11 protein-coding genes are annotated in these 14,882 nt (G+C 56.2%); all 11 read right to left on the bottom strand.

The features are described from left to right. Positions 1–149: 149 nt before the first annotated feature. The 11 genes from H0921_RS09830 to H0921_RS09780 all read right to left on the bottom strand — a co-directional run bounded on the left by H0921_RS09830 (position 150) and on the right by H0921_RS09780 (position 14,857). Complete coding sequence (locus H0921_RS09830) at positions 150–1,643, bottom strand: HD-GYP domain-containing protein (RefSeq protein WP_194537902.1); 1,494 nt, start codon at positions 1,641–1,643, stop codon at positions 150–152. A 123-nt stretch (positions 1,644–1,766) separates the two neighbouring features. Continuing rightward, positions 1,767–3,347, bottom strand: coding sequence for an NADH-quinone oxidoreductase subunit N (locus H0921_RS09825; RefSeq protein WP_194537901.1), 1,581 nt, complete (start codon positions 3,345–3,347; stop codon positions 1,767–1,769). 177 nt (positions 3,348–3,524) lie between these two features. After that, positions 3,525–5,456 carry a complex I subunit 4 family protein gene (locus H0921_RS09820; RefSeq protein WP_194537900.1) on the bottom strand — a complete coding sequence of 644 codons (1,932 nt, stop codon included), beginning with the start codon at positions 5,454–5,456 and terminating at the stop codon, positions 3,525–3,527. A 51-nt stretch (positions 5,457–5,507) separates the two neighbouring features. Then, the gene (gene nuoL / locus H0921_RS09815) at positions 5,508–7,475 is read right to left on the bottom strand and encodes an NADH-quinone oxidoreductase subunit L (protein WP_228499345.1); all 1,968 of its coding nucleotides are present in this window, start codon (positions 7,473–7,475) and stop codon (positions 5,508–5,510) included. Then, positions 7,462–7,896, bottom strand: coding sequence for an NADH-quinone oxidoreductase subunit NuoK (gene nuoK, locus H0921_RS09810; protein ID WP_194537898.1), 435 nt, complete (start codon positions 7,894–7,896; stop codon positions 7,462–7,464). The genes nuoL and nuoK overlap by 14 nt, the downstream gene beginning before the upstream one ends. Beyond that, positions 7,893–9,182: an NADH-quinone oxidoreductase subunit J family protein gene (locus tag H0921_RS09805; protein WP_194537897.1), complete on the bottom strand. Its 1,290-nt coding sequence runs from the start codon at positions 9,180–9,182 to the stop codon at positions 7,893–7,895. Before H0921_RS09805 ends, nuoK begins: the two co-directional genes overlap by 4 nt. A gap of 163 nt (positions 9,183–9,345) precedes the next feature. Beyond that, positions 9,346–10,098 (bottom strand): NuoI/complex I 23 kDa subunit family protein, encoded by a 753-nt coding sequence (locus H0921_RS09800; RefSeq protein ID WP_194537896.1) that lies wholly within the window; start codon positions 10,096–10,098, stop codon positions 9,346–9,348. A gap of 152 nt (positions 10,099–10,250) precedes the next feature. Next, positions 10,251–11,513, bottom strand: a complete 1,263-nt coding sequence (gene nuoH / locus H0921_RS09795; protein ID WP_194537895.1) for an NADH-quinone oxidoreductase subunit NuoH — start codon at positions 11,511–11,513, stop codon at positions 10,251–10,253. Positions 11,514–11,720: 207 nt separating this feature from the next. Beyond that, positions 11,721–13,448 (bottom strand): molybdopterin-dependent oxidoreductase, encoded by a 1,728-nt coding sequence (locus tag H0921_RS09790; protein ID WP_194537894.1) that lies wholly within the window; start codon positions 13,446–13,448, stop codon positions 11,721–11,723. A 66-nt stretch (positions 13,449–13,514) separates the two neighbouring features. Beyond that, positions 13,515–13,931 carry a hypothetical protein gene (locus tag H0921_RS09785; protein WP_194537893.1) on the bottom strand — a complete coding sequence of 139 codons (417 nt, stop codon included), beginning with the start codon at positions 13,929–13,931 and terminating at the stop codon, positions 13,515–13,517. A gap of 341 nt (positions 13,932–14,272) precedes the next feature. Further along, the gene (locus H0921_RS09780; protein WP_194537892.1) at positions 14,273–14,857 is read right to left on the bottom strand and encodes a hypothetical protein; all 585 of its coding nucleotides are present in this window, start codon (positions 14,855–14,857) and stop codon (positions 14,273–14,275) included. Between the last annotated feature and the right edge of the window lie 25 nt (positions 14,858–14,882).

The raw sequence follows: 14,882 nt of genomic DNA, 5'->3' as shown, positions 1-14,882 counted from the left end.
CGCCTCCATTTATTCTTAGAAAATGGTTGGAGGCCGAGCCTACGGGGATGGTAACACGCGAGCATCAGGACCGCTGTGCCGCTAAAACCACGGGTGGGAAGGGAACACTAGCATCGGATGTGAGCTACTTCCTGAAGCACTGGAAACAATCATTGGAGGTCTGGAAACAACCGTAACAGCGGCAGGACTCGCGCCGGCGGCAAAGGACGCACTACCACCCCCTGGTCATTCCCGGACAGTGGCAACAATTCTGGGCAGGTCAGAGCGAAGCCATCGGCTGTGGTCAGGCGAGCGACCAGGGGGCGATGAGCAGTTCGCGGATCGGCTGGGCATGGCGGCGGTGCCAGCACCACAGCAGCACTGCCATCGCTCAGCTCTACGAGTGTACCGGTCGGGTAAAACGAGAGTTGAGCTAGCAGTGCGACGGCGCGCCCGTCGAGTCGCCCTTGTTCCGCCTCGAGAAGTACATCGGTGAGGGCTTGGCGGCTGTCTTGGACGGTGTCGCCATGCAAGGGTGCACGGCGGGTGGTATAGGCATCGGCGACTGCCAAAAGACGTGCCAGCGCCGGTATCGCTTCCCCATGCCGCCGGTGAGGATAACCGCTTCCATCGGGTCGCTCGTGGTGGGCTGCTACGATCGGCACCAGTGGGGCCAAGTCTGGAGCTGTTTGTGCTAGCAGTTCGGCACTGCGCAAAGGATGGCTTTCCACAGCCTGCTGTTCCTGTTGCGACCACTGCTGGGTAGGTTTGCTGGTCACAGACTCAGGAAGCGTCAACCAGCCAATATCCGCTACCAATGCTGCGGTGAGGACAGGAAGGGGATGCATCCGCCATTCCGCATCATGGAGAATCATCCGAGCGGCCACTTGCGCCATGTGCAAGGCATAGGATGCCACCCGATAACACATTGTTATCAATGGCTGATCGTTTCCTGGCGCTTCGTTTAGGGTTTGGGGCATCCCCATGCCTGTGTTCTGAAAAGGTTCCCAATGGATGGGCTGTCCCTGCTGAGCTTCTGCCAGCAATTCTTCGGCGAGGGCAGCCACCTCTGCCACCATCATCCTTGCCTCTTTCAGGCAGAGGTGATAACACCGGCTCAACCGAAGCAAACGATCTTCATGCTTCCGGACATGGTTCAACGCTATTTCAAATCGCCGCAGGCGATCCTGTAAGCAATGCCGGAGTTGTTCACACACTGAGGTGGAAATAACCCCCTGGTCCAACCATTGTTCCCATTGGGTTAGCAAAGCTCCCGTGTGCTGATGATGTTCCAGCCGAGGATTACTGCTGTGGCGCCAGCGAAGGGTTATGTTATCCGCCTCGCAAGCTTCCCATCTCTGCCGGAGGATCTGACACTGTTCCCGCCAAAACGCTGTCTCGGCTGTTGAAGCTGCACCGGACTGCCTTTCGCATTCATCCGCGAAATGGATCAAGGCATCATCGCACCTCGTTCCTTCTTTCTCTTTTGACTCGTCCGGCAACAACTGTTGGCAACCGTGCGATAAACCGCTAGGCAAGCGGGGTTGCCCGACGAGGAGCCGCCCGTCATCTGTCCCTTCCAAACAAGTGGGACCGGCTTCCATCCGATCCAACTTCTCACGAAAGTGCTCGATGCGCTGCAAGAGTATGCGCAAGTCGCTCATGATGCCGCATTCCTCCAAGCATGCTGCTCCCCATCGGGGAATTCGGCTGGGAAGAGAGCAAAACTTGAAGCAATTTGACACCTTTGACGGACGTGATACCTGAGACAAGTGCTGGGAAATCGATCACGGTGTCATCTGCAATGGCAGAGTTGGGGGAGGAGCGGCAGCCTGCATCACTCGTAACAGAGGTTGGGGATAAACTCCGAAAACCAACGTTGCTGTTGCGAGAACGATCGCCGTCAATGCGGGTAGCACGGCCCAGGTACGAGGCAACGGCCGCAGCGGTTCACGCAGGTAAAGAATACCGATCACCCGCAAATAATACACCGCTGCAACTGCCGCATTGATCGCTGCGATCAAGGCCAGAATCTGATAGAGTCGTCCTTGTTCGGTCGTCGTTGCTGGTGCTGTCAACGCTCCCACAAACAACAGGAACTTGCCCACGAAGCCCGTGGTGAATGGCATCCCGATCAGTCCTAATAAAACGATTGCTAACGCTAATCCCATCACAGGATGGGATCGTCCCATTCCGGCCAAATCATCCATATTGCTAACTGGGCGATCGGGTGTGTCCAGATAGGCCAGCACAGCAAAGGCGCCGAAGGTCATTATCGCATAAGTCACCAGATAAAAGAGCAGAGCCTCCATACCACCCACGAGCGGCGTTACCGGAAGGACCGATCCTGCCGCATCCGGCCACCCAGAAGCAATGACTACCGCAATGAGCATGTAGCCACTGTGGGCGATACTGGAGTAGGCCAGCATTCGGCGGAAATTGTCCTGACGCAGGGCGACGCAGTTGCCCATCGTCATCGTGATGACGGCCAAAATCCACACAATTAGCGGGAGTTGGGTCAGAGAGGGGAAGGGCAAATGCCAGGGATCTAGCGTAAACCAGCCGAAGATACGTCCCAATGCGATGAATCCGACTATCTTGGGCAGTACTGCCACCAGGGCCACCACGCCTGTTGGTCCCGCCTGGTATACATCTGGGGCATAAAAATGGAAGGGTACCACTGTCAGGCGGAAGCTCAATCCTGCCAGCACAAGCACGGCCCCCAATAACGCCAAAGGCATAACCGCATCCGTGTGCAGTTGTGCCAGCGCAGTCACAATGACGGGCAAGCGCAAGCTTCCCACCGCACCATACAAATAGCTGAAGCCAAACAGCAACACGGCGGAGGCTGCCACACTCAGGAGGAAGTACTTAATGGCCGCCTCCTGCGCAGTACCGGTCCTCCGAGGCAGGTAGAGGAGGACGTAGGTTGGAATACTTACCAATTCCAGGGCCAAAAACAACGTCAGCAAATCGTTCGCCCGTCCTACTAGCGATACTCCAGCTAGCAGCGTCAGCAAGCAGCCGTAGTATTCCGCAGCACGTTGGCTTGGTACTTCCGGCCAACTCAATCCAATGAGCACTAGACCTGCCAGCAAGGCGATCCATCGGCTGAGACTAGCCAGAGCATCCGCATACACTGGGGCCGCTTCCGCAGCAGTGGTCGCCGCTGGCTGGTGCAAGCTAGCGACCAGCATCGAAGTTAGAAGGCCAAGCGCGGTGACAAACCCCCATAACCAGCGGCGGTTATAGGCACAACCCACCAGAAACTGGAGGCAAGCTGTGGCCACCAGCAGCGTTTCCGGAACTACGTGGATGAATACGCTCCGGAGAGTATTCACCCATTGCCCATCACTCAATCCATTCACGATCGTACATCCTCATTCTGTTCAGAGGCGATTTCGAAAGTCTGCATTCATCCGACATAGTGGCAGCTATCTGGACCGATTCGGTAGGTGGAATGTTTTTGTAACTAACACCCCGCGATAGAGCGATGATCAGCATTGCCTTTTTCCCTATTGCCAATTGCTAGGGATTTGTGAGCATCACGGTTCCGGCTCCAAGCGGGAGGGCGGAAAAAGCCCTCCTTTCACTGGCGGCAATGGACCTTTGGGAATTCCGCCTCCTGGCCCCATTGGCGGCATAATCCCTTTGGGCACTCCACCGCCGCCCGCACCCGGGAGCATCATACCTGGAGGCATGTTCGGCGGCGGCTGTCCCTCAAACGGCCTGAGAGGCGGTCCGGGTTCAGGCGGAGGAGGCGGCAGACCCGCCCGCACCCGCGCCTGATCCCCGATGATAGATAGCAAGCAAATGTCCGATCGCATGGTATCTAATAGCCATTGCGGGTATAGACCTAATATCAGGCAGAGGACCGCTGGCACGCCGAAGGCCCACAATTCCCGCCGCTGCACATCGACCAGGGCTTCACCAGCAGTTGGGTCTCGCGGCGGCTCTTTCAACGGCTGGAAGAAAACCTGTTGGAGCATCGTCAGCAAGTACCAGGCACTCAGGAGTATCCCCAACGCTCCCACAATAGCTAGATTTATCCCAACACCCTCCGGATGTCGGGCATGAAACAGTCCCGCCAGAAGCAACATCTCACTGACGAAGTTATTCAGTCCCGGCAATCCCACGGCCGCCAGGATAAGCACAAAAGAGAGCACAGCATAGCGGGGATAGCGCCCCATCAAACCACCATATAGTCCTGTCTGCGTCGTACCATAACGTTCCAGCAGAAAAGCCGAAGCGGCGAACAAGCCTCCGGTTGTCAGACCGTGATTCACCATGTGCAAAACCGCACCACTCAAACCCTCACGATTGAAGGCAAAAAGCCCAATCACTAGCAACCCTAAATGAGAGATGGAACTGTAGGCGAATAACTGCTTGAGATCTTTCTGCTGATAAGCACACAAAGCAGCGTAAACAATCCCCACAGCTCCCAAAGTGCCTGCGATCGGTAAACCGTAGTGCAAAGCAGCATCGGGCACCAGCGGCAAGACAATACGGAGCATCCCATAGGTGCCCAGTTTGGCAAGCACTGCTGACAAAACAATCGTCACACCCAGAGGTGCGGCGGCATAAGCACGAGGCTGCCACGTATGGAAGGGCCAAACCGGTACTTTGACCAGAAAACCTGCAAGCAAAACCGCTAGCAACCAAAGCTGCTGCCGCTGAAGCTGCTCCAACAACTCCGGTTGGCCAGCCTGAGCTTGAGCATGCGCCGCCTGGAGGCGATTCTGGATATTTCCCATCAAATCTGGCAAGGAGAACGTCACCGTTCCCTTGGCATCAGGAAACAGAAACACCACTCCGATCAATCCCAACAGGGTCAACAGACTTCCCGCCAAGGTGTAAATGAAAAATGTCCGCGCCGCTTCCCGTCGTTCCGTGCCACTGCCCCAGCGGCCGATGAGGAAAAATGCCGGAATCAACGTCAGCTCGAAGAACAAATAAAACAGGATGACATCAAAGGCCAACAATGCCCCAATCGTGCCCGCTTGCATAAGGAACAAGAGGGCATAATACACACCGCGCCGCTCGCTAACAGTCTCCCAAGAAGCGAGTATGGCGGGAATCAACATGAAAGAAGACAACACTAGCAGCCACAAATTCAATCCATCAACGCCCAAGAACAACTGCACGCGAGGTCCGGGCCGGTCGTAAGGTCCGGATTGGAATGTGAAGAGATTCCAACGTGTCCGCCCGAATGCTCCTTCCTTGCCGCCGATGTCACCAGGAACATATTCCGGATGGAAACGTACGATTTCCTGAAAGTAGCGGTGCGCGTCTTGTTCCGTCCGATAGTACATGATCGGTACGGTCAGACCTGCCAGCGCAGCGGTTAGACCTAGATGAAGCAGAGCAAACAGTAAGGCGGGCCGGCGCGCATAGCGGCCAAACAGAGGCAGTAACAGGGCGGCCCCCAAAGGGAAGAGTACCAGAAGCAATACGAGAATACGACCAGTGACAACCATGTGTCTGTCCTAATATCCTTGTCCGCATTCTGGGGAATCACCGGGCGAGAGCTACCGTGCCACTCGCAGGATCACGAAAGTCATGAGCACTGCCAGGCCGAGCATCATCCCCACAGCATAAAATTGGAGCAAGCCGTTATGGATCACTCGCAACCACTGGCCAGCCATTCCAGGCAAAGCAGCGATCAGCCGAATCGTTTCCGACCAAGCGTTGTCGCATACTTTGGCCAGAAAAGCCAGTCCCTCGAGAGGCTGAACAATTAGCACATGGTAAACCCTCTCGATGTACAGCTCCCGGCGGGAGAGGCTCATGATTGGCTCTAGTATGGCGGGCAAATGTTGGGGTTCACCGCGATGGTACAACAGTGCCGCAGCTCCGATCCCAATAGCCGCCAACGTGGTGCTGATTAGCGCGACTGTCCAATCGAAGTGGACATGCCATTCTGTTGCTGCACTCCATTGCGCCGCTTGTTGCACTGTGGGTGTAGTAGCGAGGAACTGACTCAAGCTATGAGTGATTGGCTCCAGCAGTATCCCCGCCCCCAAGGCGCCCGCCGCTAGGATGATGAGGGGACCAGTCATCACCAAAGGAGACTCATGAGCATGCCCCTCTGCCTCGGAAGGAACACGTTCCGCGCCCCAGAATGCCAGAAAATAGGCACGGAAACTATAGAACGCTGTCAGCAGAGCTGTGACCAGAGCAATGAGTAACAATAGGTAGTATCCTCCGCTGTAAGGCCCGCCTTGTTCACTGGCAGCGACAACCGTTTCCAGAATCAGGTCCTTGCTCCAGAATCCAGATAACAAAGGTACCCCAGCCAAGGCTGCCGCACCACAAAGGAAACATAGGTGAGTGATGGGCATCAAGCGCCGCAAGCCCCCGAAGGCTCGTAAATCAATGACACCGCCCATAGCATGCATGACGCTTCCGGCGGACAAAAACAGTAAGGCTTTGTAAAAGGCATGGGTGAGTAGATGGAACAAGGCTGCCACAACTGCCAAGGCGGGATGAACTGTTCCCAAGGTTCCTAGGGCTAAAAACATGTAACCCAATTGGCTGACCGTCGAGTAAGCCAGAATCCGTTTCAGATCGGTTTGGGCCAGGGCCAACACGGCGGCGAGCAGAGCTGTGGTGCCTCCAATCCATGCTATGATGATCGGCGCTGTGGAAGACAAAACAAATAAGGGTGCACACCGGGCTACGAGATACACTCCCGCTGTCACCATCGTGGCTGCATGGATCAAGGCGGACACCGGAGTGGGTCCTTCCATAGCATCGGGTAACCAGACGTACAGGGGGAATTGGGCACTTTTCCCGATCGCTCCACACAAGAGGAGCAGGCACGCCAGGCTGATCTCTCCTTCTGCCGGGCGATGTTGAGCCAGGTAGTCCAGGATGGCCGATAGGTCCGTGTGCCAACCGCCCAGCTTCCAAAGCCAGAATATCCCCAGGACCAGACCCACATCTCCGAGTCGAGTCACGAGAAAAGCCTTGCGAGCGGCGGCGGCAGCCGAAGGTTTCGTGAAGTAGTAGCCGATGAGCAAGTAACTGCACAAACCCACCAACTCCCAGAATCCGAGCAAGAGGAACAAGTTATTGGCTAAAACCAAGCCACACATGGCGAAAACAAACAGGCTCATGATGGCGAAGAACCGGGCATAGCCACGTTCGCCAGACATGTAGCCAGTGGAGAAGAGGGCTATCCAAGCGGAAATGAACGTGATCATCGCCAGCATCGTGGCCGAGAGCGGGTCCAAAGCTAGGCTGACGTTCACCTGCAACTGCCCCGCTGCAAACCATGTCCACGCCTGGGAAACGAGCCTGCCCGAAGGTATGCGGTGCCACTGGGCCAGTAAGGTCACCGCCAATAGGGCAGCGCAGGCGCAAGCCACCACCAAGGGCACGTGGGCTAACGTCCGCCCGAACCGACTCGGCGACAATAAAGCTGCCGCTATGGCGGCTGCCAGCGGAAGACTCAGTATCAACCAGACCAAGCTCATCGGCTCAGACACCGGCATGTTCCTCCTTGCGGCTAATGGCCGGTCGCAATCCTGCCGGCGGGAGATGAACGATCTCTTCTTCCTCGGCCGCTGTTGGGGGCGGCAGCGGGTCTGGATCGACTGTTGCTGGCACCCCGGCTTCACGGAGGGATTGCCAAACGGATACATCCATCGAGCGAGCCTGCCGATATAAGGTTAGAAACAAGGCCAAGGCTAACGCTGCCTCCGCCGCCGCCACGGCTACAGCAAAGATGACGAAGACTTGCCCATACATCTGGGCATGCCAGCGGGCAAATGCTGCGAAGTTCAATGCCACACCCTGGAGCATCAGTTCCGCGCACAGGAACATAGTGATCAAATTGCGGCGTGTCAAAAAACCTGTCAGGCCCAGTCCAAACAGGATGGCTCCCACCGCGAGAAAATGCCACAGAGTGATCATCCACCTTCTCCCTTGTACCGCTGCGCCACCGCCACTGCACCAACCGTTGCTATGAGCAACAATACTCCAATGGCTTCCACCGCTAACAGGTATTCGCTGTACATCACGTACGCGAGATTGGATACAGTCCGAGCCGGCATTTCCCCATAACCGAGCAGCAGCACCAATTCTCGCCGAAGTGCTTGTATCTCCCGTTCCAGAGTTACTCTCTCGGGCCGTTCTGATAGGAGTTGCCCCTCGATCTGCTTGAACACCTCCCAATTCGTAGCACGTACCCGCCGAGCTTGAGCAATGATTCCTCGCACTTGCGGGTCCGAGCGATACAGTGGCATACTTACCCCCGTTGCGTGTACGGGCAAAAGCAGACGTTCTGAGAGCGTGCCTTCTATGGCCGCCCCCATCTCATCTTCTCGTGCGGCTCCCACCACCTGTACCACCAGGTCCTTGACCGCCTCAAAATACTCAATCCGCTTCTCACGGTCATGTCGTAGATCTCCCGCGAGCACCTCCCCCGCTTGGTCAAGTCGTCGCAAGGCTTCCTGGAGTTTCTGCCGCTCGGCATTCGTCAGTACGGTCAATAGATCCTTGTGTGCTCTAGCCGTTGTTGCTTCTGGAGCGGTTCCTTCCGATCGACTTTCCTTCCAGTTCCCAGTCTGGCCTTCATCAATTTTGGCCATTCCCCCTTTACGTTCTGTTTTCCATTCTGGAGCAGCCGTAGCAAACGCAGACGCTGACTCATCGCCAGGTGTGGATAGGTGCAACAACCAGAGCACCAAGCCAGCAAAAGCGAAGCCGGCCAAACTACCGAGAAGCGGTTCCCGGCTGCGATCGTTTTCATCCGAAGGTCCTGCGGTCCGTGAAAGCATGAGTACGAACAAGAAGGTGACGATAATCGCGCCAGCATAGACGATAATGGTCACCGCCATCAGAAAAGGAGCAGCTAGAAGCAGGAACAGGCCGCAAACACCCAAAATAGAAAAAGCGAAGGCCATAGCTCCGCGGGCGGGATTGCGTTGAACCACGAGAGTCGCTCCACCCAGCAGAGCAGCCAAGGCAAACAGAACGAACAAGAGACTGCCTACGGCATCTGAGGTTGGACGACCCCATCGCTCGTACAACCAAACTGCCAGGATCCCAACTGCTGCCACCCACGCTGTGACACCTCCCGACACGAATCGTCCCCGCGGGCGTGGCAACAACCAACTCGATCCGATGACAGCCAGCACCACCACCAGGGCAACTGGCCCGATCGAGTTCAACATCGTACTCAGTGAAGATGCTTCCATCGGGACTTCGTGCATTTTTTCACAAGGGATCGCGGATGGTATATCATTTCGCCTGCTAACGGCAGCCCCCCTGCGTACAGCTCTGAAGGAGAAGCGCGGGTGGGTTAGTGAGTTTGGCGAATTGTCCGATCCGGTGCGGGATATTACAGCAGCAAAGCAACCTTCAGGCACAGCCTTCAGGGCCTTCCCTCTTTTTGCTCATTGCGCTGACATTAACCGACGATGGCCCAGGCTCTGTTCCGCTTCCCGAGTCGGGATTTGTCCTGTCGGCGGAGGAAACATCGGAGACTGTGGGGGAATGAACGGTTAGACGTGCTACAGTGGGAGGAGAAGGAGATGACGGCGCTGGAACAGGGATTGCCGGCTCCGAGGCAGGCCCCAATCGACCAGATCGAGTCCGTATGGGATCGGTGCCTGTTTGCACCGTGTAATCATACACGCTAAGCAGTTTCTCTTTGTCGAAAATCAGCTCTTCGCGGGTGTAGCCGGTCAGATCATATAGAGTGGTCAATTCGATAGCATCGACAGGACAGGCTTCCTCACACATGCCACAATAGATGCAACGCAATTCATCGATGACGAAGGTCTCCGGATACTTTTCCCGTCCATCACTTTGCCATTCCGGCGGTGCTGGAGCGGCCACGATGTCAATGCAATGAGCTGGGCAAGCCGTGGCACACATGTAACAAGCCACGCATTTGACTCGGCCCTTTTCATCGCGATTCAGGCGATGCACCCCGCGATAATTCGGCGGCAATTGCGGTTCCTGCTCCGGGTACTCTTCCGTCACCTTGGGTCCGAACAAATGGCGCACAGTGGTCTTTAACCCTTCCACCACCGCCGGCAAATACAACTGTTCCCACAATCCTAAGGTGGGAGCCTGCACCCAACGTACTTCGTTTTCTGGGATTGGCATGGAAAGTGACTCCTGAATCGAAACGTCATTTCGTGAATCGAACTACGGATTCAGCAATGGGGCATAGCCTAAGGCCTCTCAGGGAATACGTCTCTCATCGACGGCGGCTCCCTCTGGCGGTTCCTTTGCGCGGCTTCATTGAGGACAAGCCTTTACCGCTGGGGTGCAAAGGTGACTCCCGGTGGCAAGCCAGGTGGCAAAGGCACCACTTTCCGCCGTGGCACAGTCACCGAACCCTGCCAGCGGGCCGACAAATATCCTGTTGCTACGAACAGCAGGACAGAGACCACTGTCAAGGTGATCCATGGGAGTTGCCATTGTAGGACCATCATCACGCATGCCAGATTCAACAGCCCTAACGGGACCAGCACCTTCCAGGCCAGATTCATCAACTGATCGAAACGGAAGCGTGGAATCGTCCAGCGGATCACCTGGGCGAACAACACGAGGAACAGCATCTTGCCGCAAATGACAAGGACTTTGACCACAGCCGCCCAAGGCGTCTCGCCCAACAGGCCTTCCAAGCCGAACAAGCTCCATCCCCCCAGAAAGACTACAGTGACCAAAAAACTGCTGATCACCAAATGGATATACTCTGCTAATAGCATCAGCCCCAACTTCATGCTAGAATACTCCGTGTGGTAACCGCCCACCAATTCCTGTTCCGCTTCCGCCAAATCGAAGGGGAGGCGGTTATCCTCGGCATAAAGACTGACTAGAAACAGCAGCATCGCCAGAGGCTGAAAGAAAACAAACCAATACGGTCCCTGCTGCGTCTGGCGAGCAATGATCGTTTCCAAATTCAACGACCCTGCCATGAGGATAACTCCCAACACGGCAAGACCGAGTGGAATCTCGTAGCTGACAATTTGGGCACTGGCCCGCAGGCAACCCAACAATGAGTACTTGCTGTTGGAACTCCACCCGGCGAGGATTACCCCATACACTGCCAGCGACCCCAAAGCAAAGACATATAACAGGCCGATATCCAATCCGGGAGCTAGTACATAGGAAGTGTACTGCTGGTAATCCGCTTGACGGCGCTGAAACTCATCCAGCAACTCGAACGCAGAATGGTCAGCCGTGAAAGGTACCGGTGCTGGTGGCGGCGTGGTGGGGCCAAAAGGGATCACCGCCAACGCCAGCAAAGCGGTGCTGACCGAGACAATAGGGGCCAGTAAGTAAAAAACTTTGTCCACATGAGCTGGGATCACCTCTTCCTTGAGAAACATCTTGGCACCATCCGCGATCGGCTGGAACAATCCTCCGGGTCCAACACGATTTGGCCCTCGGCGATCCTGAATCCATGCGGCAATCTTGCGTTCCGACAAGACCAGATACCCGGCCAGACCCAACGCGCCGGCCATCAAAGCGACAATGATCATCGCGGTTGTCGATGGATCAAACAAAGGCATATGTCACCCATCCTGTTCACACACCATTGAGCAAACTTGGTTCCAACCCTTCAAGAAGGCGGGGAAACGCCCCTAATACCCAAACTTGGTTTTCCCACACACTTCACGAAGGCGGAGGAACAAGCCGATTTCATCCGTACTGCCATTCAGTGCTGATCGACCTTACATTCACGCCCAGCGTTCACTACCCCGGCTGGTCTGTATTTGTCACACTGTTGGCAGTTCTACGCGCAGGCCATAGGGTGTCTGCTCTGCCATTCCCAAGTGAGCTAAAGCGGGGATCGCTTGGGCGGCTTCCCGGCGCACCTGGTCTGCTTGAACAAGGCCAGTTCGTCCCAGAAGATCGTGAGCCAATTGCAACTCGCTCCGTCCCTCCAGGGGGGGGCGTACCGCCCGGCGAAAAGTTTGGGCGACTCCAGCATGGTTGATGTAAGTCCCCTCTTTCTCAAAGCTGGTCGTCGCCGGCAGAAGGTAACGAGCGGCTTGGGCCAAGCGAGAGTTGAATAGATCTTGCACCACAAGCAAGGGCGGGGGGGACCACTCGACCGGGAGGGCAGCATCGATCACCGCCGCATCCGGGTATCCTCCTGCAAACCACAGAGCGTCCCATTCCTGTTCGACCACTTCTGAAAACGGGGTCACTCGACCTGTGAAGTGGCGGAGAACTGCTGCCACCCCAACGCGATTGGGGCATTTTTCCGCACGTATGATGAATTTCGCCGGCTCCATGGCTCGACCATGCACATCCTTAGGATAGGCGTCGTCTTCACCAATGAGGGGCACCGGCCCCATGGTCAGTTGCACTTGGGGAGCCAGGGACCGCAAGGCAGTTGCCAGTAGAAAGGCCTCCTCCACTGTCAAAAATGGCGAGAGGACGGCGGCTACACGGGCGTGGGAATGTGCCAAGTTTTGCCACTCCCGGCGGAGGTAGGACAAAAGCACTGGCCACTGCAACCAACTGCGACCGTTGCTTCCTTCGATTCCTTCTCCTGCCCGGCGGATCAGACACGCTCGGCGGATACGCTCCGCGGATTGATTGAAGTGATAGCCGTAACGTCCTTCATCACACATAAAATGGCCGTTCACCTCGGGATTGTACCGCGGGCGCAGCCGATAGACGATATCTTTGTTGCAATCCACATAGATACTACAACCTGTACTACAACGGCAGCAGACACTTTCCCGACTCTGCAAATACCACACGCGCTGCTTGTACAAAAAGTCTTTGCTTCCCAAAGCCCCTACAGGACACAGATCTACGACATTGCCAGCCAATTTGTTTTCCAGGGGACGGCCGGGAAAGATATCGATTTCTTCATGATGTCCACGGCGTGTCACACACAGTTCCGCCGTTCCGCTGATCTCCCGGAGAAATCGCACGCACCGCGTACACATGATGCAGCGATCTGTGAACAACGTAATCTTGCTAGAGATATAGGGTTTGTTTGGCGGTGTATTTTTGGCATCCACCATTCGGGAGGTCGAACGCCCGTAACGGAAACTGTAATCTTGCAGCAAGCATTCTCCCGCTTTGTCGCATACAGGGCAATCGAGCGGATGATTGAGCAGGAGTCCCTCCAAGGTGTCGGCTTGGGCTTTTTTAGCCCGGCTGCCGGGCGGCCCGCCTTGCAAATAGGCGCTGTCATAGGGCAAGGCCGGCCAGGAAGGATCCCGCCGTTCATATTCCCCAGTCACAATTACCATCCCGTCTCTGACAGGTGTTTGACAGCCCGGCACCACCTTCGGTTGCATCACCACTTTCCCATCTTTCCACTCTCCGATCTCCACCAGACACATACGGCAAGATGCCACAACCGACAGTGCTTCATGCCAGCAATAATGGGGAATGAAAACACCTGCCCTTTGTGCAGCTTGGATGCAGTTCCATCGTTCAGAACCCAACTCCACTGGCTTGTCATTGACGTAAACAGGCATCGCTACGGTCCCTTGGGAATGATTTACAAGGCGCCTCTTCGGACTTTTGGCGATACTCCGATAGTGCTAACGTGTCTGAACCAGACGGCGTTTCAATTCAGATGCCGACACGTTCTCCACGCCACTTGGCCCCGCCACCCAGCCGCCGTGCTGCAAGGCCGCGGTTTCAAATGCCCAGACACTCTCGCGGTTTTTCGCCCCCGTCAAAATAATGGCACCGCTGCGCACCAACTCGGCTGCCTTAGCTTGGGTCTGAACCAGGGCCGCGTACACCTCAGCGGGAGGCGGCAAGCGACCACTCACAGCCGAGGCATTCTCCATATAAATCCATACCTCCTGCATATCCGCTTGTGTCACAGCCGGTCTTACCGACGTCACAGGTCGAACGGCGTCGTTATTGGCCGGAACCGTAGGCAAGGCTGGCGCTACTGGCGGCGAGCCGCCAACTGTCGTGGCTCCGGCTGTTCCGGCTGGTTGCTCCATCCGACCTGTTCCGGTTCCACCGCTTCCCTTGACACGAGCAGGATTCCTCTCCCGAACATAGCGTGGATCGCCGATCCAATTGGGTTGTTGTTCTTGCCCTTTCGACGAATTGAAAGAGGATGGTCCAGTCCCTGGTTCGGATATGGATAATCGACCCACCTCCTCATCACCACTTCCCTTCCCTGTTTTTGATGTTTCTGCAATCGAGCCGTCCGCAGAAGGGCCGGTCAACCGCACTTTACGCTGGCAGCTCGTCGTACCACACAACAGAACTACCATCATCCATATTCCCACCCGGTACTCCCATCGCAAATGGACTGGAATCATGGCATGCCCTCCTATCAGCGCCGCAGGTAGCGGGCGAGTTCCTCGGGGCTGATGGAGGTCACTCGTCCACCGATCACTGCTAGTCCAGGGCGGATGTCGGCTTCCACTTCGTAGGCCCATACACCGCTGCCGTCGGTGGTACCCGTGAGAATGTAGGACCCCTCCTGAATCGCCTGATACAACTGAGGATAACTTCGCTGCAACTCTTGGAGGATTTGTTCGCGCGTGGGCATTTTGCCGAATGGATCTCGCATCTGCTCGATGAGCAGGCCCAAGTTATGCAATTCATTGCGAGCCTGGGTGCGCCGCGCTGCTTTGCGGACCGCCTGGATGGCACCTCCACCTCCGCCACCAATCACGCCGGGAGTGACAATTCCAACACCTCCTGCCGGGTAAATGAGGCCACCGCCTGGTGTTTCATCCCCTGATCCGGCCTTCTTCGCTGCGGCGTCCTGGGAATCGTTGTGGGCTGAGACCGCAGGCGGCGGTGGAGTGTCGGGAGGCTTCGGTTTGGACTTGTGACAGCCAGCGGACAAAATCAACATCACTCCCAGGACAACTCCCCCCACATTCAACGCCCCTTTCACTCCGGGTTTCATGGCGCCCTCCCGCGACGTTGTTTCC

The sequence above is a fragment of the Thermogemmata fonticola genome (assembly GCF_013694095.1).
Taxonomy (GTDB): Bacteria; Planctomycetota; Planctomycetia; order Gemmatales; family Gemmataceae; genus Thermogemmata; species Thermogemmata fonticola.
Note: the sequence above shows the minus strand (reverse complement) of the source record. Positions and strands in the feature narration are given on the sequence as shown.

Bases quoted from the DNA above. Each gene is read 5' to 3' on its own strand.
- nuoH (WP_194537895.1), bottom strand. From the start codon at position 11,513: ATGCCTTTGTTTGATCCATCGACAACCGCGATGATCATTGTCGCTTTG.
- H0921_RS09785 (WP_194537893.1), bottom strand. From the start codon at position 13,931: ATGGAGCAACCAGCCGGAACAGCCGGAGCCACGACAGTTGGCGGCTCG.
- nuoL (WP_228499345.1), bottom strand. From the start codon at position 7,475: ATGCCGGTGTCTGAGCCGATGAGCTTGGTCTGGTTGATACTGAGTCTT.
- H0921_RS09800 (WP_194537896.1), bottom strand. From the start codon at position 10,098: ATGCCAATCCCAGAAAACGAAGTACGTTGGGTGCAGGCTCCCACCTTA.
- H0921_RS09780 (WP_194537892.1), bottom strand. From the start codon at position 14,857: ATGAAACCCGGAGTGAAAGGGGCGTTGAATGTGGGGGGAGTTGTCCTG.
- nuoK (WP_194537898.1), bottom strand. From the start codon at position 7,896: ATGATCACTCTGTGGCATTTTCTCGCGGTGGGAGCCATCCTGTTTGGA.
- H0921_RS09790 (WP_194537894.1), bottom strand. From the start codon at position 13,448: ATGCCTGTTTACGTCAATGACAAGCCAGTGGAGTTGGGTTCTGAACGA.
- H0921_RS09820 (WP_194537900.1), bottom strand. From the start codon at position 5,456: ATGGTTGTCACTGGTCGTATTCTCGTATTGCTTCTGGTACTCTTCCCT.
- H0921_RS09805 (WP_194537897.1), bottom strand. From the start codon at position 9,182: ATGGAAGCATCTTCACTGAGTACGATGTTGAACTCGATCGGGCCAGTT.
- H0921_RS09830 (WP_194537902.1), bottom strand. From the start codon at position 1,643: ATGAGCGACTTGCGCATACTCTTGCAGCGCATCGAGCACTTTCGTGAG.